This is a genomic window from Paraburkholderia sp. UCT70, assembly GCF_050434085.1.
GTDB classification, from domain to species: Bacteria; Pseudomonadota; Gammaproteobacteria; order Burkholderiales; family Burkholderiaceae; genus Paraburkholderia; species Paraburkholderia tuberum.
This window is the reverse complement of sequence record NZ_JBNPVZ010000002.1, coordinates 1,342,249-1,360,166: the sequence shown is the minus strand read 5'-3', so window position 1 is coordinate 1,360,166 and position 17,918 is coordinate 1,342,249. Positions and strand designations below refer to the sequence as shown.

General features: G+C 63.6%; 15 protein-coding genes. 7 read left to right on the top strand and 8 right to left on the bottom strand.

Annotation, left to right across the window (positions count from 1 at the left end; translation table 11 throughout):
* Positions 1 to 57 precede the first annotated feature (57 nt).
* Together OKW41_RS08565 and OKW41_RS08560 are read right to left on the bottom strand one after the other, a co-directional pair.
* Complete coding sequence (locus OKW41_RS08565; protein WP_429572182.1) at positions 58 to 1,896, bottom strand: diguanylate cyclase domain-containing protein; 1,839 nt, start codon at positions 1,894 to 1,896, stop codon at positions 58 to 60.
* A complete protein-coding gene (locus tag OKW41_RS08560) occupies positions 1,896 to 2,906 on the bottom strand; it encodes an extracellular solute-binding protein (RefSeq protein WP_429573369.1) in 1,011 nt (336 codons plus the stop codon). Before OKW41_RS08560 ends, OKW41_RS08565 begins: the two co-directional genes overlap by 1 nt.
* Positions 2,907 to 2,955: 49 nt before the next feature.
* Here OKW41_RS08560 and OKW41_RS08555 point away from each other — a divergent pair, with 49 nt between their 5' ends.
* The 6 genes from OKW41_RS08555 to OKW41_RS08530 all read left to right on the top strand — a co-directional run bounded on the left by OKW41_RS08555 (position 2,956) and on the right by OKW41_RS08530 (position 10,215).
* Positions 2,956 to 3,201 carry a hypothetical protein gene (locus OKW41_RS08555; protein WP_429572181.1) on the top strand — a complete coding sequence of 82 codons (246 nt, stop codon included), beginning with the start codon at positions 2,956 to 2,958 and terminating at the stop codon, positions 3,199 to 3,201.
* 586 nt (positions 3,202 to 3,787) lie between these two features.
* On the top strand, positions 3,788 to 4,570 hold the full coding sequence (locus tag OKW41_RS08550) for an ABC transporter substrate-binding protein (RefSeq protein ID WP_429572180.1): 783 nt from the start codon (positions 3,788 to 3,790) through the stop codon (positions 4,568 to 4,570).
* 267 nt (positions 4,571 to 4,837) lie between these two features.
* On the top strand, positions 4,838 to 5,953 hold the full coding sequence (locus OKW41_RS08545; RefSeq protein WP_429572179.1) for a succinylglutamate desuccinylase/aspartoacylase family protein: 1,116 nt from the start codon (positions 4,838 to 4,840) through the stop codon (positions 5,951 to 5,953).
* Positions 5,954 to 6,282: 329 nt separating this feature from the next.
* Positions 6,283 to 7,461, top strand: coding sequence for a porin (locus OKW41_RS08540; protein ID WP_429446253.1), 1,179 nt, complete (start codon positions 6,283 to 6,285; stop codon positions 7,459 to 7,461).
* Between the two features lie 363 nt (positions 7,462 to 7,824).
* Positions 7,825 to 9,117: an MFS transporter gene (locus OKW41_RS08535; RefSeq protein ID WP_429572178.1), complete on the top strand. Its 1,293-nt coding sequence runs from the start codon at positions 7,825 to 7,827 to the stop codon at positions 9,115 to 9,117.
* A 42-nt stretch (positions 9,118 to 9,159) separates the two neighbouring features.
* Positions 9,160 to 10,215, top strand: a complete 1,056-nt coding sequence (locus OKW41_RS08530; RefSeq protein ID WP_429572177.1) for a serine hydrolase domain-containing protein — start codon at positions 9,160 to 9,162, stop codon at positions 10,213 to 10,215.
* 143 nt (positions 10,216 to 10,358) lie between these two features.
* Here the strand turns inward: OKW41_RS08530 and OKW41_RS08525 are convergent, their stop codons facing one another.
* The 3 genes from OKW41_RS08525 to OKW41_RS08515 all read right to left on the bottom strand — a co-directional run bounded on the left by OKW41_RS08525 (position 10,359) and on the right by OKW41_RS08515 (position 13,790).
* Positions 10,359 to 12,092 carry an IlvD/Edd family dehydratase gene (locus tag OKW41_RS08525; RefSeq protein ID WP_184039247.1) on the bottom strand — a complete coding sequence of 578 codons (1,734 nt, stop codon included), beginning with the start codon at positions 12,090 to 12,092 and terminating at the stop codon, positions 10,359 to 10,361.
* Positions 12,093 to 12,315: 223 nt separating this feature from the next.
* A complete protein-coding gene (locus tag OKW41_RS08520) occupies positions 12,316 to 12,741 on the bottom strand; it encodes a DUF1801 domain-containing protein (RefSeq protein ID WP_429572176.1) in 426 nt (141 codons plus the stop codon).
* Positions 12,742 to 12,998: 257 nt separating this feature from the next.
* Entirely contained in the window at positions 12,999 to 13,790 is a 792-nt protein-coding gene (locus tag OKW41_RS08515; protein ID WP_429572175.1) for a DUF899 domain-containing protein, read from the bottom strand.
* A gap of 297 nt (positions 13,791 to 14,087) precedes the next feature.
* Between OKW41_RS08515 and OKW41_RS08510 the strand changes: the two genes are divergently transcribed.
* Entirely contained in the window at positions 14,088 to 14,531 is a 444-nt protein-coding gene (locus OKW41_RS08510) for a VOC family protein (RefSeq protein WP_429446241.1), read from the top strand.
* 53 nt (positions 14,532 to 14,584) lie between these two features.
* On the opposite strand, the gene OKW41_RS08505 is transcribed toward OKW41_RS08510, so the two are convergent.
* The 3 genes from OKW41_RS08505 to OKW41_RS08495 all read right to left on the bottom strand — a co-directional run bounded on the left by OKW41_RS08505 (position 14,585) and on the right by OKW41_RS08495 (position 17,902).
* Complete coding sequence (locus OKW41_RS08505; RefSeq protein ID WP_429572174.1) at positions 14,585 to 14,962, bottom strand: BON domain-containing protein; 378 nt, start codon at positions 14,960 to 14,962, stop codon at positions 14,585 to 14,587.
* 30 nt (positions 14,963 to 14,992) lie between these two features.
* A complete protein-coding gene (locus tag OKW41_RS08500) occupies positions 14,993 to 16,138 on the bottom strand; it encodes a porin (RefSeq protein ID WP_429572173.1) in 1,146 nt (381 codons plus the stop codon).
* A gap of 138 nt (positions 16,139 to 16,276) precedes the next feature.
* Positions 16,277 to 17,902: a 3-(methylthio)propionyl-CoA ligase gene (locus OKW41_RS08495; RefSeq protein WP_429572172.1), complete on the bottom strand. Its 1,626-nt coding sequence runs from the start codon at positions 17,900 to 17,902 to the stop codon at positions 16,277 to 16,279.
* Positions 17,903 to 17,918 lie beyond the last annotated feature (16 nt).

The following is a 17,918-nucleotide window of genomic DNA, read 5'->3' as shown; positions in this document are numbered from 1 at the left end:
CGCGGCGCGATCGCGGCGTGGCAATAGAAAACGCTCAGCGGCGCGGATAAAACCGCGTCACGCGGTGGGCTCCGCCTCGCGGCCCTCGGTCGCATCGCGCGCTGCGTGCGCCTGGGCGAACTGGGCCTGGGCAGCCCTCGCTTGCTCAGCCTGTTCGTCGAGCCGCATGGCGAGCAGATCCTGATAGCGCAGATACGCGCAACGGCCACCCGATTTCGCCGCATACATCGCGGCATCGGCGTTCAGCAGCAGTTCCTCGGCATTGCCGCTGTCGTGCGGGAACTCGCTGATGCCGATGCTCGCGCCGACCGTCATGCTATTGCCGTCGACGGTCAGCGTTTCGTTCAGCGCGTCCATGATGTGCTCGGCGATTTCTGGCGTGACCTCGGCCGCGCGCTGCCCTTCGATCAGCACGATGAATTCGTCGCCGCCGAGCCGCGCGACCACGTCCCCGGCGTACAGCACGTCCTTCAGACGGCGTGCGACCGCGACCAGCACCTTGTCGCCAACAGAGTGACCGAACTGATCGTTGATCTGCTTGAAGCGGTCGAGGTCGACGAACAGCACGGCGAGGCCTTCGCGGCGGAAGCTTGCCTCCTCGATCGCGTTCTCGAGCTTCTGCATGAACAGCATGCGGTTCGGCAAGCCGGTCAGCACGTCGTGCGAGGCCAGATGCGCGAGCTCGCTCTGCTTGCTGTGCAGCGTATCCATCTGCGCGCGGATTTCGCAACGCAAACGCTCGAAGCAGCGCGCGAGCACGCCGATTTCGTCGGTGCGTTTGAGCGGCAAGGTGTGCATCGCGTGGTCGGCGAACAGGTGCGTCGCCGCATACGCGAGCAGATGCAGCGGCTTGGTCAGCGCTCGCGCGAACAGGATCGCCAGCAGTACGGACAATGCGCTGAACACCAGCACCATGCGAATGATCCGCGTGCCGAGCTGATTGGCGCCGGTCAGCACGTCCTCGAGCGGCTTCGTGAGACCGAGCACGATGAAGCGGTTGCCCTCGGAGCCGCCGAACGGCCGCCGCACGAACGCGAGCACGCGGCCGGCCGCCTCGCCGGGTCTCGCGAGACCGTTGACGAGCACCTCGCTCTGGCGTTGCTCGAACAGCTGCTTCGTGGCCGGGAAGCTGTCCTGCATCAGCACGCGACGGCCGCGGTCGAAACCGAAGGTTTTCGACGCGTCGGGATGGATCAGGAAGTCGCCCCACTCGTTTGCCAGATAGACCTGATAGTCGCTCGGCAGATCGCTCTGCAAACGCCGCAGCATGCCGGCCAGATCGACATCGATTACGACGACGCCGACCACCGTGCCGCGCGCATCCGCGATCGGCGTGCCGAGACGCAGCGTCGGCTTGCCTTCTGCCGCATGCGTGCCGGATTCGTGATTGACCGAAATCGGCGACGTGTAGATGCGGCCCGGCGAAAACGCGAGCGTTTCGAATACGTAGGGAAACTGGGCTTTTTCCTGCAAATCGTCACCCTCTACGCGCACGAGGCCGTCGCTGTCGCGATCGAAACGGATCAGTTCGAGACCGTGATGCTGCCGCGTGATCAGCCGCACCTGCAGATACTCCGGGTGGTGCAGCATGAAGCTCGAATACACCTGCGCGAGCCGCTCGCGGCCGAGGTTCGGGCCGATACCGTCGTCGGTCTGCGCGACGCTCACCGACGACGGCATCGTCGCGAGCACGAGCGCGTCCGCCGCGACGTCGTCGATCGATACCGCGATGCGCTGGCCGAGCAGCTCCGTCGAAGTCTGCAGGCTGTGCTCCGCTTCGTTGACCAGCATCGTGCGATTCGCGCGATACGCGTAATAGCCGGTCGCGCCCGACGCCAGCACGCCGATGCACGCGAGCAGCACGGATAGCTTGAAGGTCAGGCCGCGATGCAGCATCAGAAGCGCTCCGAACGGTCGCCCGACACGATGCGCGTCCACAGTTGCCCGCGGCGCTCGATATCTTCCACCGGACTGATCCAGACGATGTGCGCGTTGGCGCTGCCTTCGGCCGGCTCGGTCAGCGTATTCGCGAGCCCCTGGCGCTGTGTCAGCAACGCGCTCACGCTCGGCTCGAGCATGTAGTTGATCCACGCGAGCGCGAGCGGCTGGTCGCTCGCCGCGCGCGTCATCGACCAGCAATCGAGCCACGCGAGCGCGCCTTCGTCCGGAATCACGTAGCCGACGTCGGCGCCCGCGCGCCGCAGCAACTGCACCTGCTGCGTGCCGTAGTTGCCGAACATCAACGCGACCTTGTGCTGGATGAAGAACGCAGTCGCCTCCTCGGGCAGCGTGTAGTAGGTCAGCAGGTTGCGACGCAGATCGACGAGCTTGTGCGCGATCGTGCGCATCTGCGCGGGGTCGAGTTGAAACGGATGCGGATAGCCGAGCGCAAGCGCGGTGAACGAGAAGTTGTGCTGCGCGCTATTGAAGTCGAGCACCTTGCCACGATAGCGCGGGTTCCACAGTTCGAGCATCGAATGCGGCGCAACCGGAATCTGCTTGCGATCGTAGATGAGTCCCATCGACGAATACGTGAACGGAATCGCGTATACCTGGCCCGCCGAGGTCAGGCCGTCGATCGAGCCGAGCGCCTGGAAACGCGGCAACTGCTTCTTCGTATTCGGCAGACTGGCGAGATCGAGCGGCGCGAGCAGATTCGCCTGCGTATAGCGGCGGATTTCGGCGGTGTTGGCGGCGAGTACGTCGAACGACGGCGCGCCCTTGCTGTGCATCTGCGCCCACAGCGCCTCATCGGAATCGACGAGCGTGACCTCGACCTTCGCGCCGTAGCGCGCTTCGAACGCCTTCACGACGTCCGGGTCCGCGTAGCCGGGCCATGCGAGAACGTGCAGCACTTTGTCGGCGGCCGCTGCGGGCGTCGCCGCGCCGAAACCCGCGCACAGCAATGCGCCTATCAGAACGCGCGACACGCGGGCTAAAACCCCGGAAAAAACGTTGCACGAAAATCCGGATGCGCCAATCGATGAAAATCCCGATGTAGCGCTCGACAAAAAACCGTCAAAAAAACGGCGCTGCAATAATGCCGCGCGAGCCCGCACGCCGGCGCTCGCGATTCGTCGCTTAAAAGTCTGTTTACAACAGCATGTTCGATCCGCCGTGAACAACATCGTGTGCATGCATAACACCGTTGAGCAGAAAGGCCATTTGAGCGAGCGCAAACGCGCGGCATTTGAATCTTGACGGCTGTCCAACGACCTGCGCCCGAGCGATCCCCGCCTCCGCGGGCGGCCGGCGTCCAACCCGGGGAGCATCGATGATAGCGCCAAAGCCTTTGTTTTTTGCACCGGTTCGAAACGGCGGCGCAAAAATATCGGTGCTGGTAATAACGTGCAGGGCAATAGCCTCGAGGCCGCTCTTAATTAACGGCAAATTCAGTCGCGAGCTTTAACGATCCGTCCAGGTTTCAAACTCGCGTTTCAAACCGGTTTTCGGTGAACTCGCGAGAAAACCGGCGTAAATCCCGCTCGATTACGCTCGCCGGCCCCTCTATTACCGCTCGTGCATTGCATCCGCGTTACGCAAACCCCACCAACGGTGTACGATCCGGTCACACCGGCTGGGGCGCAAGCGTTGCTCTAGAGGACCTCCTCCCGCGCCATCCGGTGTTTTACTAGCTTCCCAATATTTTTGAACTGATAAGCTTGGCGCGCGTTGCAGGCCACCCCGGCTTGCATCCTGACCAGAAGCCCGTTTGCGAGACGCGCCGGGCGTCCCAAGGCGGCACAACCGCCGAGGGCGTAATTGAACTACACGAGGAGTTAAAACAGTGAAAAAACTGCTAGCGGCTTTGACGGTTGCTCTGCTTGCCACCGTCTCGATTGGCGCACACGCTAAAGATTGGTCGACGATCCGTTTTGGCGTTGATGCCAGCTATCCCCCGTTCGAGTCGAAAGGCGCGGACGGCAAGCTCGTTGGCTTCGATATCGACCTCGGCAACGAAATCTGCAAGCGCGTCGGTGCGAAGTGCGTGTGGGTGGAAAACGATTTCGACGGCATGATCCCGGCACTGAAGGCGAAGAAGTTCGACGGCGTGCTGTCGTCGATGTCGATGACGCCGCAACGCGCCGAACAGATCGCTTTCTCGTCGAAGCTGTTCAACACGCCGACGCGCCTCGTCGCGAAGCAGGGCTCGGGCATCCTGCCGACCCCTGAATCGCTGAAGGGCAAGACGGTGGGCGTCGAACAGGGCACCATCCAGGAAACCTACGCGAAGACCTACTGGGAACCGGCGGGCGCGAAAGTCGTGCCGTATCAGAACCAGGACCAGGTTTACGCCGACCTGATCTCGGGCCGTCTGGACGCAGCGCTGCAAGACGCGGTGCAGGCTGACCAGGGCTTCCTGAAGACGCCGCGCGGCAAGGGCTTCGCGTTCGTCGGCAAGGACCTCGACGATCCGAAGATCCTCGGCAATGGCGCCGGCATCGGCATGCGCAAGGAAGACACCGATCTGAAGGCGAAGGTCGACAAGGCGATCGCCGACATGATCAAGGACGGCACCTACAAGAAGATCGAGAAGAAGTACTTCGACTTCGACGTGTACGGCGGCTAAATCGCCCACGCGCGCCGCACGGCGCGCCGGCAGCTTGCCCGAAACGGGCTCCGCGACGCGGAGCCCGTTTTCTTTTTGCGGCTCCACATCTAGCCACATCAAGCCATATCGTGTGGCATATCGGCTAAGATCGTGCGAGACGCGGCTCCCCTGAGACAGGTTGCCGCAGTCCGCGTATGCGGACCACGCGCGCTGCCGGCGCGCATCTTTCCCCTTGCAATCAACCACCTAGCGCGGCTGCTCCGAACGGGCCGCGAAGCCAAAACCATGCAAACCCAGACCCATCCGCTGATTGCCCCGTCGCTTGGCACCGCCCGTGAACTGACGAGTTTCCACTACGGTCCCGGCGGCGGCCAGAAAATCTATATCCAGTCGTCGCTGCATGCGGACGAACTGCCCGGGATGCTGGTGTCGTGGTCGCTGCGCCGCAAGCTGGCCGCGCTCGAAGCCGCGGGCAAGCTGCGTGGCGAAGTCGTGGTCGTGCCGGTGCCGAACCCGATCGGCCTTAATCAGCATCTGCTCGGCCAGATGCTCGGCCGCTTCGAAACCGGCAGCGCGCAGAACTTCAACCGCAACTTCTACGACCTCGCGGAACTCGTGCAGCCGTTCATCGAATCGCGTCTGACCAGCGACATCGACGCGAACCGCGCCGCCATCCGCACGGCGATGCGCGAAGCGCTCGACGCGCAGCAACCGACCACCGAACTCGGCTCGCAACGCCTCGCGCTGCAAAAGCTCTCGTACGACGCCGACGTCGTGCTCGATCTGCATTGCGACTGGGAAGCCGCGATGCACCTGTACACCAATCCGGACCTGTGGCCCGAAGTCGAGCCGCTCGCGCGCTACCTGGACGCGAAGGCGTCGCTGCTCGCGCTGAACTCGGTCGGCAATCCGTTCGACGAGATCCACAGCTTCTGCTGGTCGGATCTGCGCGGCCGTTTCGGCGAGCGTTTCCCAATCCCGAACGGCGGCATCTCGGTCACGATCGAGCTGCGCGGCCAGCGCGATGTGTCGCACGAACTCGCGGAAAAAGACGCGCAGGCGATCATCGAGTATCTGACCTCGCGCGGCGTGGTCGATGGCGAGCCGGCGCCGATGCCGCCGCTCGAATTCGCGGCGACGCCGCTCGCAGGCGCCGAGCCGCTCGTCGCGCCGATCAGCGGCGTGCTCGTCTACCGCTGCGAGGTCGGCACGTGGGTGGACGTGGGCCAGGAAATCGCGGACATCGTCGATCCGTTGACGGACCGCGTCGTCACGATCAAAAACACCGTGGCCGGCGTGGTGTACGCGCGGCATCTGGCGCGTTTCGCGACGGCCGGCCTCGAATTCGCGCGCATCGCCGGCCAGACGCCGTTCCGCAGCGGCTCGTTGCTGAGCAACTGAGGCCAGAGCCGCTGCGACCGTCGCTGCAGTCGCGGCCGACCATGTAACTGAATTTTCACGCACCAGCTGAAATAACCGATCGCCCGCCGCCAGGCGGGCGATTCGCTGCCACGCGTCCAGCCTCACTCCAGGGTCGACCGACCCGCCCCGCCACCGATACACCTGCCTCCGGTGCACACGCAAAGTGTCGCGCCGACACGACACCGTGAAAAGAATTTTTCAGTGTCACATACCTTACTCAGCGTTCCCTTAAATTGCCGGCCATCGCGCGACGTTGCCACAGAGCAGCGCGTCGCGATCGCCAAAATTTGCTAACTCGGAGAAGTATTTTGAACAAGAAAATCCTGACCACCGCTACGTTTGCCGTCTTCGCCTCCGCCGCTCACGCACAAAGCAGCGTCACGCTGTACGGTCTGATCGATGCCGGTATCAGCTACGTGAACAACTCGAAAACGGCCACCGGCCACAGCAGCCTGACCAAGTACGACGACGGCGTCGCGAACGGCAGCCGTTGGGGCCTGCGTGGCACGGAAGACCTCGGTAACGGCCTGAAAGCGCTGTTCGTGTTGGAAAACGGCTTCAACAGCGGGAACGGCACCGCCGGCCAGGGCGGCGCGATGTTCGGGCGCCAGGCGTACGTCGGCGTGTCGCAGAACAACGTCGGCTCGCTGACGTTCGGTCGCCAGTACTCGTTCTCGACCGACTACCTCGGCTCCAACTACGCGACCGGCGGCCAGACCGTCGCGGGCAACTACGCTTACCACATCAACGACGTCGACCAGCTCACGTCGAGCCGTATCAACAACTCGGTCAAGTTCAGCAGCGCGAACTTCTCCGGCCTGACCTTCGGCGCGATGTACGGCTTCTCGAACACGGCAGGCGGCTTTGCCGGCACGCCGGGTACGGGCACGTCCACTGCCCCGGTGGCAGGTTCGTCGCGCGCTTACAGCTTCGGCGCGAACTACGCGAACGGCCCGTTCGGTATCGGCGCGGCGTACACGGACATCCGTTATCCGGGCCAGGCATCGCCGGCCTTCTCGACTTCGCTGGCTAACGTCAGCTTCCCGACGATCGGCAACGGCCAGATCCAGGATCTGCGCACGTTCGGCGTTGGCGGCCGCTACGCATTCGGCCCGGCGACGCTGTGGGCCCTGTACACGAACACGCGCCTCGCACCGATCTCGGGTGGGTCGACCACGTTCGCCGCCTACGAAGCAGGCGCGAAGTACGCGGTCACGCCGGCTATCACGGCAGGCGCGGGCTACACGTACATGCACCTGAGCGGCGCGAACGTCGGTCACTGGAACCAGGTGAACCTGAGCGGCGACTACGCGCTGTCGAAGCGCACGGACGTGTACGTGCTGGGCATCTATCAGATCGCGTCGGGCCGCAACGGCACGCAGGATCTGCAGGCACAGATCGGTTCGAGCACGAGCTACTTCAGCACGTCGGGCGTCGGCGCCGACAACCAGCTGGCGTTCCGTGTCGGTCTGCGTCACAAGTTCTAAGCAGACGGTTCGCGGTGGGGAACACCTGTGTTCCCTGCCTGATTGAATCGATGGAAAGCGCCCTACGGGGCGCTTTTTCTTTTGCGGCGCGAAATCAGTCGACCAACGCCGGATTCTCGATCGCGCCCGTCAGCAATTCGACGAACGCCGGATCGAACGCGAGGCCTTCGAGACTGCATGCGATATCGAATAGCTGGGTCATCTCGATTCCGCTTTGCCGTTTCGGCAACGATATCTGCCAAATATTGCAATTGTCTATAAATATCGTCCACCCCAACATCGGGTCACACGCTTCGATCCCGCGCCCGCGCCGCTCACGCGACACTGCCGGCGCGCCTCCCAATGCCGCCAGAGGACTTCGTCATGAGCATGGACTCCGTCACCACCGCCGACGCGCTCGCGCGGCACACTTCGCGCTCGAGCGTATCGCGGCTGATTCTCGCGACCTCGATCGGCAACGCACTGGAGTTCTACGATCTGGTCGTGTACGGCTACTTCGCGGCCGTGCTGTCGCGCACGTTTTTTCCGGTGCACGACCGCACCGTGTCGCTGCTGCTCACGCTCGGCACCTTCGCGCTGTCGTATCTCGCGCGACCGATCGGCGCGCTCGCGCTCGGCTCGTTCAGCGACCGCAAAGGCCGCAAGGCATCGTTGACGCTATCGATTGCGATGATGACGCTCGGCACCGGCATGATCGCGTTGATGCCGTCGTATGCGGCGATCGGCGTGCTCGCGCCGATCGGCGTATTCGCGTCGCGGCTGTTGCAAGGATTCTCGGCGGGCGGCGAGTTCGGCAGTTCGACCGCGTTTCTGATCGAACATGCGCCGGAGCGCAAAGGCTTCATGGCGAGCTGGCAGTTCTCGAGCCAGGGCGCGAGCACGGTGCTGGCGTCGCTGTTCGGCGCGGTGTTGACGAGCACGCTGACGACCGCGCAACTCGAAGGCTGGGGCTGGCGCATTCCGTTCCTGTTCGGCATGCTGATCGGTCCGGTCGGGCTCTACATTCGCCGCCGCATCGACGAAACGCCGGAGTTCGAGCGCGCGGAAAAATCCGCCGCACCGGTGCGAGAACTGCTCGCGACGCAAAAGGAACGGGTGCTCGTGTCGATCGGCGTGCTCGTGCTGACCACCACGGCCAACTACATGCTGCTCTACATGCCGACCTACGCGGCGCGGCAGCTCGGACTCGCACCGTCGTCGGGCTTCATCGCGACGCTCGCGGCCGGTCTGATCATGATGGTGCTCACGCCGGTCGTCGGTCATCTGTCGGACAAGGTGGGCCGCGTGCGCATCATGCTCGGCGCCGGCGTGCTGTTCTTCGCGACCGTGTATCCCGCCTTCGTGCTGATGAACGCGCGCCCGTCGCTCGGCTCGTTGCTTGCCGCGGTCACGTGGGTCGCGTTGCTGAAGGCGACCTACTTCGCGCCGATTCCGGCCTTGATGTCCGAGCTGTTCCCGACCCGCACGCGCACGACCGGCATGGCGTTCGGCTACAACATCGGCACCACCGTGTTCGGGGGCTTCACGCCGCTCGCCGTTGCCGCGCTGATCGCGGCGACCGGCAATAATCTCGCGCCCGGACTCTATCTGATGCTCGCGGCCGTGCTCAGCCTTTTCACCGTGATGTGGGCACGCGTGCGACTGCACACACGCTGAGTCTCTGCCTCCGGGCTTCGTTGAACCGACAGGAACTTATCCATGCAAGACCGTTTGCAGCAAGCCGTGCAGTTCGCGGTGGATCATGAATCGCTTTGGGACCGCCATGTGGGTGGCGCATGGGGTGTGCACGTGAACGACCCGCCGCCGTGGAACAGGCTGCTCGGTCCCGTGCATGATCGCGGGCCGGTGTCGGGCGCGATCGCCGTCGACGGCCGCGTGCTGACGAGCTGGGGCGAACCGGATCGCGCCGACCTGACCTTCAGTGTCGCGAAGATGTACCTCGCGCTGCTGGCCGGCGTCGCGCACGATCGCGGCCTGTTGCCCGACGTCGACGAACCGGTGCGCGTGCGCGTACCCGACATCGGCTTCGACGATGAACACAACGCGCCGATCAGCTGGGCGCATCTACTGCAGCAAACGAGCGAATGGCGCGGCACGTACTTCGGTTTGTCGGATCAGGCGGATCACTACCGTGCGGTCAATTTCGCCGCGCCGCCCGATGGCAAAAAAGGCGATCTGCGTCCGCCGCAACGGCCGGGCACGTACTGGGAATACAACGACGTCCGCATCAACCAGTTCTCGCTCGCGCTGCTGCATCTGTTCCGTCAGCCGCTGCCCGAGGTGTTTCGCGAAGCGATCATGCGGCCTTCGGGCGCGAGCGAAAACTGGCAATGGATCGGCTACGACAATGCGTGGGTCGAAATCGACGGGCGACGCATGCAGTCGGTGCCGGGCGGCACGCACTGGGGCGGCGGCATGTCGGTCAGCGCGAACGATCAGTTGAAGGTCGCGCAGATGCTGCTCGACGACGGCGTCGCGAACGGCCAGCGCGTGCTGTCCTCCGAATGGATCGCGCGCATGCGCACGCCGTGCGCGATCGCGCCGTTCTATGGCTACCTCGTGTGGCTCAACACCGGGCGCAAGGTGTTCCCGAACGTGCCGGAGTCGAGCTATTTCGGCGTCGGCGCAGGCAGTTCGTTCACGTGGGTCGAACCGGAGCGGCGCATGACGGTGATCGTGCGCTGGCTGAATCCGGCCGCGGCGAACGAGTTCTTCGGGCTCGTGCTCGACGCGGTCGACAACCTCGGCCAATAGCCATTAGCCATTAGCCATTAGCGGCGCACCATCCAAGGCAACTGCGCCGCGAACGCCAACGACAGGTCAAAAAAAATGCGGGCGATGCACGAATGCATCGCCCGCACGGTCATGGGCCGAGCCGTTGCCGTTGCAACGGCGCGTCAGTGCGAATGCCGCGGCACCGCGGAACCTCGACACCCCACGAGGAAGTCGAGGTCGCAACCCTCGTCGGCCTGCAGCACGTGATCGATATACAGGCGCCGGTAGCCGCCACCTTCCGGCGGCTGGGGCGGCACATGCTGCGCGAGACGGCGCTCGAGTTCCGCGTCGCTGACATCGAGGTGCAGCGTGCCCGCGTCGCAATCGAGCTCGATCCAGTCGCCGTCCTGCACCGCGGCGAGCGGGCCGCCGGCCGCCGCTTCCGGCGTCACGTGCAGCACCACGGTGCCGTAGGCGGTGCCGCTCATGCGCGCATCGGAGATGCGCACCATGTCCTTCACTCCCTGCCTCAGCAGCTTCGGCGGCAGGCCCATGTTGCCGACTTCGGCCATGCCCGGATAACCCTTCGGCCCACAGTTCTTCATCACCAGCACCGAATTCGCGTCGACGTCGAGCGTCTCGTCGACGATGCGCGCCTTGTAGTGCTCCAGGTTCTCGAACACGACCGCGCGTCCGCGATGCTTGAGCAATTCGGGTGTCGCCGCCGACGGCTTCAGCACCGCGCCGCGCGGCGCGAGATTGCCGCGCAGCACGCGGATGCCGCCATCGGCGACGAGCGGCTTGTCGAGCGGACGGATCACTTCGTCGTTGGTGTTGGGTGCATCCTTCACGTTGTCCCACAGCGACTTGCCGTTGACCGTCAACGCGTCCGGATGCGGCAGCAGGTTCGCTTCGCCGAGCCGGCGCAGCACGGCCGGCAGGCCGCCCGCGTAATAAAACTCTTCCATCAGGAAACGGCCCGACGGCATCAGGTCGACGATCGTCGGCGTGTCGCGGCCGATGCGCACCCAGTCGTCGAGTTCGAGATCGATACCGATGCGCCCCGCGATGGCCTTCAGATGAATCACCGCGTTGGTCGAGCCGCCGATCGCCGCATTGACGCGAATCGCGTTGACGAACGCCTCGCGCGTGAGGATCTTCGACAGCTTCAGGTCTTCGAGCGCCATTTCGACGATGCGGATTCCCGACATATGCGCAAGCACGTAGCGGCGCGAGTCGACCGCGGGAATCGCCGCGTTGTGCGGCAGCGACGTGCCGAGCGCCTCGGCCATGCAGGCCATCGTCGACGCGGTGCCCATCGTGTTGCAGGTGCCCGCCGAGCGCGACATGCCCGCCTCGGCCGACAGGAACTGATGCAGATCGATCTCGCCGGCCTTCAGCGATTCGTGCAGCTGCCACACCGCGGTGCCAGAGCCGATGTTCTTGCCGTCGAGCTTGCCGTTCAGCATCGGGCCGCCGGTCACGACGATCGCCGGCACGTCGCAGCTCGCCGCGCCCATCAGCAGCGCGGGGGTCGTCTTGTCGCAGCCGGTCAGTAGCACGACCGCGTCGATCGGATTGCCGCGGATTGCCTCCTCGACATCCATCGCCGCGAGATTGCGCGTGAGCATCGCGGTCGGACGCAGATTCGATTCGCCGTTGGAAAACACCGGGAACTCGACCGGGAAGCCGCCCGCTTCATAGACGCCGCGCTTCACGTGCTCGGCGAGCTTGCGAAAGTGCGCGTTGCACGGCGTCAGCTCGGACCACGTGTTGCAGATACCGATCACGGGGCGCCCGTCGAACTCATGATCGGGAATGCCCTGATTCTTCATCCAGCTTCGATACATGAAGCCGTTCTTGTCAGCCGTGCCGAACCACTCGGCCGAGCGCAATTTCCGCTTTTTTTCCGACATGCTAGGTCCTTGATGCATGTGCCGGGACCCTCACCGGCCAATTTGACTGAAGCGGCCCGCCCGGCGTACGCCGCAAGGTTGCCGCTCAGTGTCCAGGGATGGTGAAGTGTACGGAGCGAGTTGATATCTTTCCAATTATATTTCGGGTGATATCGATATCAATTCTGGTATCTACCCACCGGGGCTGGCGGCGCGGCGGAGCTGGCGAGCAGACGTGCCGGCCTCAGGCGTCGCCGGACGCCCGCTTACGGCCGGCTTTCGTTAGTGCACCGCGCAGGTTCTTCTTCAGATGATTCTGGTTATAGTCGATTGCGGCGCGCACCAGCGCTTTCAGTGCGCGCTCGTCGACCCCGTCGCGCTCGAAGAAGTCGATAGCGCGCCTCGCGTTGCCTTCGAGGCCTGCGTTGAACAAGCCGTCCGGGTCGGCCAGGTCCGCCCCATGCGCGAAGGTCAGCTTGACCTTACCCTTGTGCGCGTTGGCGACCGCGATCATGCCGTCGCGCGACCAGACCGGACTACCCATCCACTTGAATTCCTCGACGATCGCCGGGTCCGCCGCGAGCACGCATTGACGGATGCGAGCGAAGATCGCGCCGCGCCAGTCGGTGAGTCCCGTGATCAGTTCGTCGATACGTTCGGATGCGTTCATCGGAGTGTGGCCCTCGTAAGCGGGGAAACGAAGCGGTTGAACCGATAGGATGCCGTAACGATCCAGTCATTGTAATCTCCGCCTGGATTCGTGGCTGGCGCACGGCCGATCCACGAGCGCGCTCAATACGACGACGCGATTTCAAACATCGAACGTACCGCGATACTGCTCATTCGCATCCGGGCATCGCTTCACAGTTTGCCCGCAGACTGCAGCATCGGACGGAGAAACGACAGCGATCGATGATGCGTCAGGCGCTACTCGTCGCGTTTCCGAAACGCAGCCTCTCCGGCATCTGACACCTCGACCCACTTCGGATCGGGAGCCGCGCCGGGGACGTAAGTGTCGTTCCAGTTCCACCACTTGTACGGTCGGCTCTGCGGGTAGCCCTCCGGCGAATCCTCCCACGTCTCCTGCCGCCCGAGCGCCGTCATGTCAAGGTAGCTCCAGATCGTGCCCATCGCCTCGTCCCCACGGCCGTTAATGAAGTACGTTCGGAACACCCGCTCGCCGTCCCGGATGAACGCGTTGTGGCCGTGCCATTCGTCCACGCCGAAGTCGGCGTCGAAACTGTCGGTGATGGTGTACCAGGGGATCATCTCCCAGCCCATCCGGGTCTTCAGCCGCGCGATATCCGCTTGCGGCGCGCGGGACGCGTACACAAGCGTAGTGTCGCGAGCGTTCAAATGGGCAAGGTGGGAGACCTGATCGGCCCCCAGGGAACAGCCAATGCACGCATGCTCTGGCCACCCGTGCACGCCGGGCTCGAAAAAGGCGCGATAGACGACCAGCTGGCGGCGGCCGCTGAACAGGTCGAGCAGGCTTACTCTGCCCTCCGGCCCGTCGAACGCATACGTTTTTTCCACGGCAAGCCATGGCATCCGCCGTCGCTCAGCGGCCAGCGCGTCGCGTGCACGTGTCAAGGCTTTCTCCTTGACGAGCAGCTGCTCGCGCGCGGCCTCCCACTCTTGCCGCGACACAATCGGTGGTGTCTTCATGGCAGGCTGTCCATCTTTCCCACGCTTCTCAGGTGACTTGATCGTCGTCATCGTGACCTCCGGGTTAGAGCGATGTCCTGTGCGTTCGGGTCGGAAGGCGATTCGCTCACCGGGCATCGCTCGCTGCTGATGATGGGGTAGTTTAGGCCGCCGGACATCGAATGGTGGGAGTGACAAATGTGACGCGATTCAGGTGCGGCTTGATTCAGAAGGAGCAGCGCTAGCGACCTCGATTCATCGTTGGTCAAAAGGCGATGGAATCCCGTGGGTAGCCAAGCGACCGCCTGGCGGATCGGGGCAGACTATTATGTCCGGCAACCCATATTCGCCAACCACCCGGAGGTGATGATGAACGCGATCCACGAGGTCTACTCCTATCTGCGCGTGCGCAACGCCGCACGGGCTATCGAGTTCTACGCGCAGGCATTCGGCGGCGTCGAGCAGTTTCGCCTGACCGAGCCAGGCGGCCGCATCGGTCATGCCGAAGTGAAGATCGGTCCCGCGACCGTGATGCTGTCCGATGAATATCCCGAGCACGACATGCTCGGACCGACCGGCGACAGCCGGCCGAGTGTGATGCTGCATATCCACTGCGACGACGTCGACGAGCTGTTCGCACGAGCGGTTGCAGCGGGCGCAACCGTGGTCCGCCCGCTAACCGATCATTTTTATGGCGAGCGCTCGGCGACCGTGCGCGATCCATTCGGCCACGAATGGATGCTCGGCGCGCAGATCGAAGCGCTCACGCCTGAAGAGATGCAGCGCCGTTACACGGCGCTGTTCCACAGCTAGTGGATTGTTATATTGGGCTCCTCGCGCTTGATCCCCCGATGCGTGAGCTCTTTTTACATCCCGCCGAACGGCTTTTGCACCGTGAGCTTGTTGGTCACCGAAGTCACCCCCGGAACACCCTTCGCGATCTCCGCGACCTGATTGATCTGGGAAACGTCGGTGACCGTGCCGCTCAGCGTCACCGCGCCGCCTTTTGCGATGACGCTTATATTGCCGGCGCTGATCTCCTTGTGCTTGCCGATCGCGGCATACACCTGCCGACGCAGCGCGCGATTGGCTTGCCTCGAGCTGACGGGGGCGGCTGCGCTAGCTGACATCGCGGGTGCCCCCGAAGGTGCACTAGCCGTCTGGCCCGACTGCGACCATGCGTTGCTCGACGCGGCCAGAATCAATATGGCAATCGCCAACGCGCGTGCCTGAATGCTTTTCATCGAATACTCCAGTTGTTATAGGCGACGTAATCAGAAGTTATGGCGGATGCCGACCATGGCCGCCGTGGTGGACACGCCAGGCGCAACCGGGGCGCCATAGACGATGGTCTGATTCATGGTCCCCCTGTTGTTGACATAACCCACCTGCGCGTAAGCCTTGGTGCGCTGGGACAGGTTGTATTCCGCGCCCACGGCGAACTCGCCCGAATGGTTCGCCGAGTTGTTCTTGTCTTTCAGGTAGTAGTACCCGGACGTGACCTTGAAACGCGGATTGAACTGGTAGCCGAGGCCCCCCGAGATCATTTCGAAGTCCGCGGTGTTGGTATGGGCCGGGTTCTTGCCGGCGCCGTACGAGGCCGACACCGAAAATCCGGCGATTGTGTACATCGCACCGAAATAGTAGAAACGGTTGTTCGCAAGCCCGGTCGCGGGGATAGCGGGCGCCGCCGGGTAGGTGATCGGGTACGGGTTGGTATCGTGGCCGTTGTAATACAACGCGGACAGATTCAGACCGTAGTTCGAATACTTGAGCACGGCCGACTCGCGCGTACCGCCCTGGAACTGACCGGCGACGCCGCCCGGCGCGTACTCGAGCGCGAGCGACGCGCCATGGAATTTCGGCGAGTTGTAGACGAGCGCGTTGCTGTCATACAGCGCGCCGATCGGCGCGTTCGTGCTCGTGCCTGGCCAGCCGGCCGCCTGATTGATGCCCAGCCACGCGGTCAGAATACTGCCGAAATACTGCGCGCCGCGGACGTCGGTTTCCGCCATCGCGTAGATCATCGGAATGATCTGCCGGCCGGCGTCGAAGGTACCGAACGGCCCTGATGCGCCGACCGTCGCGAACTGGTTGAAGATCGCCGTGACGCCCGGCGTGTCGGACAGACCGAACTTGCCGTTCGCGGTGTTGAACGAACCCTGCAGCTTGAAGTTGATCTTGTAGCCGCCGCCGATGTCTTCGCTTCCCTTCACACCCCAGAAGCTCGCATAGATACCGCCGTCCTTCAGCTGATAAATTTTGCCCGTGTTCGGCGCGTGCGGCAGAAAGGTAGCCGCCGATGTGCTCTGATACAGCAGCCCCGTATCGACTACGCCATAAAGCGTCACTGACGACTGCGCATGAGCCGCGGTGGCGAAAATGGCCAACACGACAGCGCTGCTTGACTTCAACTTCATTGTGTCTCCTTCGCGTACCGGCGGTGGCGCAAAAGCCGATGCTGCGGTCGCTTCAAATGGTTGGTGGTTTTGTGTGCGCCGGGCGTACCCGGTCGCGTTGTTGCGTGAATCGAACTGCGTTGCTGCGAGAGCCGCGCGTCAGGGCAGGTAGTAGTTGCCGAACTGATCGCGTAACTGGTTCTTCAGGACCTTGCCTGTTGCGCCGATAGGCACCGTGTCGACGAACACCACTGCATCGGGAGTCCACCAGCGCGCGACCCGGCCGTTGAAGAAGGACAGCAGTTCGTCGCTGGTCAGCTCGCTGCCCGGCTTTTTCACGACCAGCAGCAGCGGCCGTTCGTCCCACTTCGGATGCCGTGCGGCGATACACACTGCAGTCGAGACTTCCGGATGCAGATAAGCGACGTTTTCGATCGCCGCCGAACTGATCCATTCGCCGCCCGACTTGATCACGTCCTTGCTGCGATCGGTGATCTGCATGAAGCCGTGCCGGTCGATCGTCGCGATGTCGCCGGTCGGAAACCAGCCGTCGCACAATGGCGACTCGACGTCGGCGCCGAAGTACTGCTGCGTGACCCAGTGACCGCACACCTGCAGATCGCCAGCGCTCTCGCCGTCCCACGGCAATTCATTACCGTGGGAGTCGACGATCCGCATGTCGATGCCGAACAGCGCGCGTCCCTGCTTCGCCTGAATCTTGTACTGATCCTCCATCGGCAGCGACTGCTGATGCGCCTTGAAGCTGCAGACCGTGCCGATCGGGCTCAATTCGGTCATGCCCCACGCGTGCAGTACCTCCACCCGATGGCGCTTCTGGAACGCCTCGGTCATCGCGGTCGGACACGGCGCGCCGCCGATCACCGTGCGTCGCATCGACGAGAAGGTCCCGCCCATCGCATCGACATGCGTGAGCAGTCCCTGCCACACCGTCGGCACGCCGGCCGACAGCGTCACGTGTTCCGTTTCGATCAGTTCATAGAGCGACTTGCCGTCGAGCGCCGGCCCCGGAAACACCAGCTTCGCGCCGACCATGCAGGCGATATAGGGCAGTCCCCACGCGTTCACATGGAACATCGGCACGACCGGCAGGATCACGTCGCGCGCGGAACAGTTCAGCGAATCGGGCAGCGCCGCCGCGTAGGTGTGCAGCACGGTCGAACGATGGCTATACAGCACGCCCTTCGGATTACCGGTGGTGCCCGACGTGTAGCACAGCGACGACGCGCTGTTTTCATCGAGCAGCGGCCATTCGAAAACGTCGTCCTGCAGCTCGAGCAGATCCTCGTAGCACATCAGCATGCCGGTCAGGTCGTTCGCTTGCGGCATGTGCGCGCGATCGGTCATCGCCACGAATACTTTCGGGCTCTTCACCCGGGGCGCGACGCTCTCGATCAGCGGCAGAAAGGTCAGGTCGAAGAACACGACACGATCTTCCGCATGCTCGATGATGTACGCGAGCTGGTCGACGTGCAGTCGTGGGTTCAGCGTATGCAGCACGGACCCGGAGCCCGACACCGCGAAATAGAGTTCCATGTGGCGATAGCCGTTCCACGCGAGCGTCGCGACGCGCTCGCCCTGGCCGACGCCGAGCGTCGACAGCGCGTTGGCCATTCGGCGCGCGCGCTGCGCGAGGTGCCGATACGAATAACGATGGATGTCTCCTTCCACGCGTCGCGACACGATTTCCTGTTCGCCGTGATGGCGCTCCGCGTGCGTGAGCAGCGCGGAAACCAGCAGCGACTGCTGCATCATCAAGCCTTGCATCTTTCCGTCTCCTGAT

Bases quoted from the DNA above. Each gene is read 5' to 3' on its own strand.
- OKW41_RS08495 (WP_429572172.1), bottom strand. From the start codon at position 17,902: ATGCAAGGCTTGATGATGCAGCAGTCGCTGCTGGTTTCCGCGCTGCTC.
- OKW41_RS08500 (WP_429572173.1), bottom strand. From the start codon at position 16,138: ATGAAGTTGAAGTCAAGCAGCGCTGTCGTGTTGGCCATTTTCGCCACC.
- OKW41_RS08545 (WP_429572179.1), top strand. From the start codon at position 4,838: ATGCAAACCCAGACCCATCCGCTGATTGCCCCGTCGCTTGGCACCGCC.
- OKW41_RS08525 (WP_184039247.1), bottom strand. From the start codon at position 12,092: ATGTCGGAAAAAAAGCGGAAATTGCGCTCGGCCGAGTGGTTCGGCACG.
- OKW41_RS08535 (WP_429572178.1), top strand. From the start codon at position 7,825: ATGAGCATGGACTCCGTCACCACCGCCGACGCGCTCGCGCGGCACACT.
- OKW41_RS08565 (WP_429572182.1), bottom strand. From the start codon at position 1,896: ATGCTGCATCGCGGCCTGACCTTCAAGCTATCCGTGCTGCTCGCGTGC.
- OKW41_RS08510 (WP_429446241.1), top strand. From the start codon at position 14,088: ATGAACGCGATCCACGAGGTCTACTCCTATCTGCGCGTGCGCAACGCC.
- OKW41_RS08505 (WP_429572174.1), bottom strand. From the start codon at position 14,962: ATGAAAAGCATTCAGGCACGCGCGTTGGCGATTGCCATATTGATTCTG.
- OKW41_RS08520 (WP_429572176.1), bottom strand. From the start codon at position 12,741: ATGAACGCATCCGAACGTATCGACGAACTGATCACGGGACTCACCGAC.
- OKW41_RS08515 (WP_429572175.1), bottom strand. From the start codon at position 13,790: ATGACGACGATCAAGTCACCTGAGAAGCGTGGGAAAGATGGACAGCCT.
- OKW41_RS08530 (WP_429572177.1), top strand. From the start codon at position 9,160: ATGCAAGACCGTTTGCAGCAAGCCGTGCAGTTCGCGGTGGATCATGAA.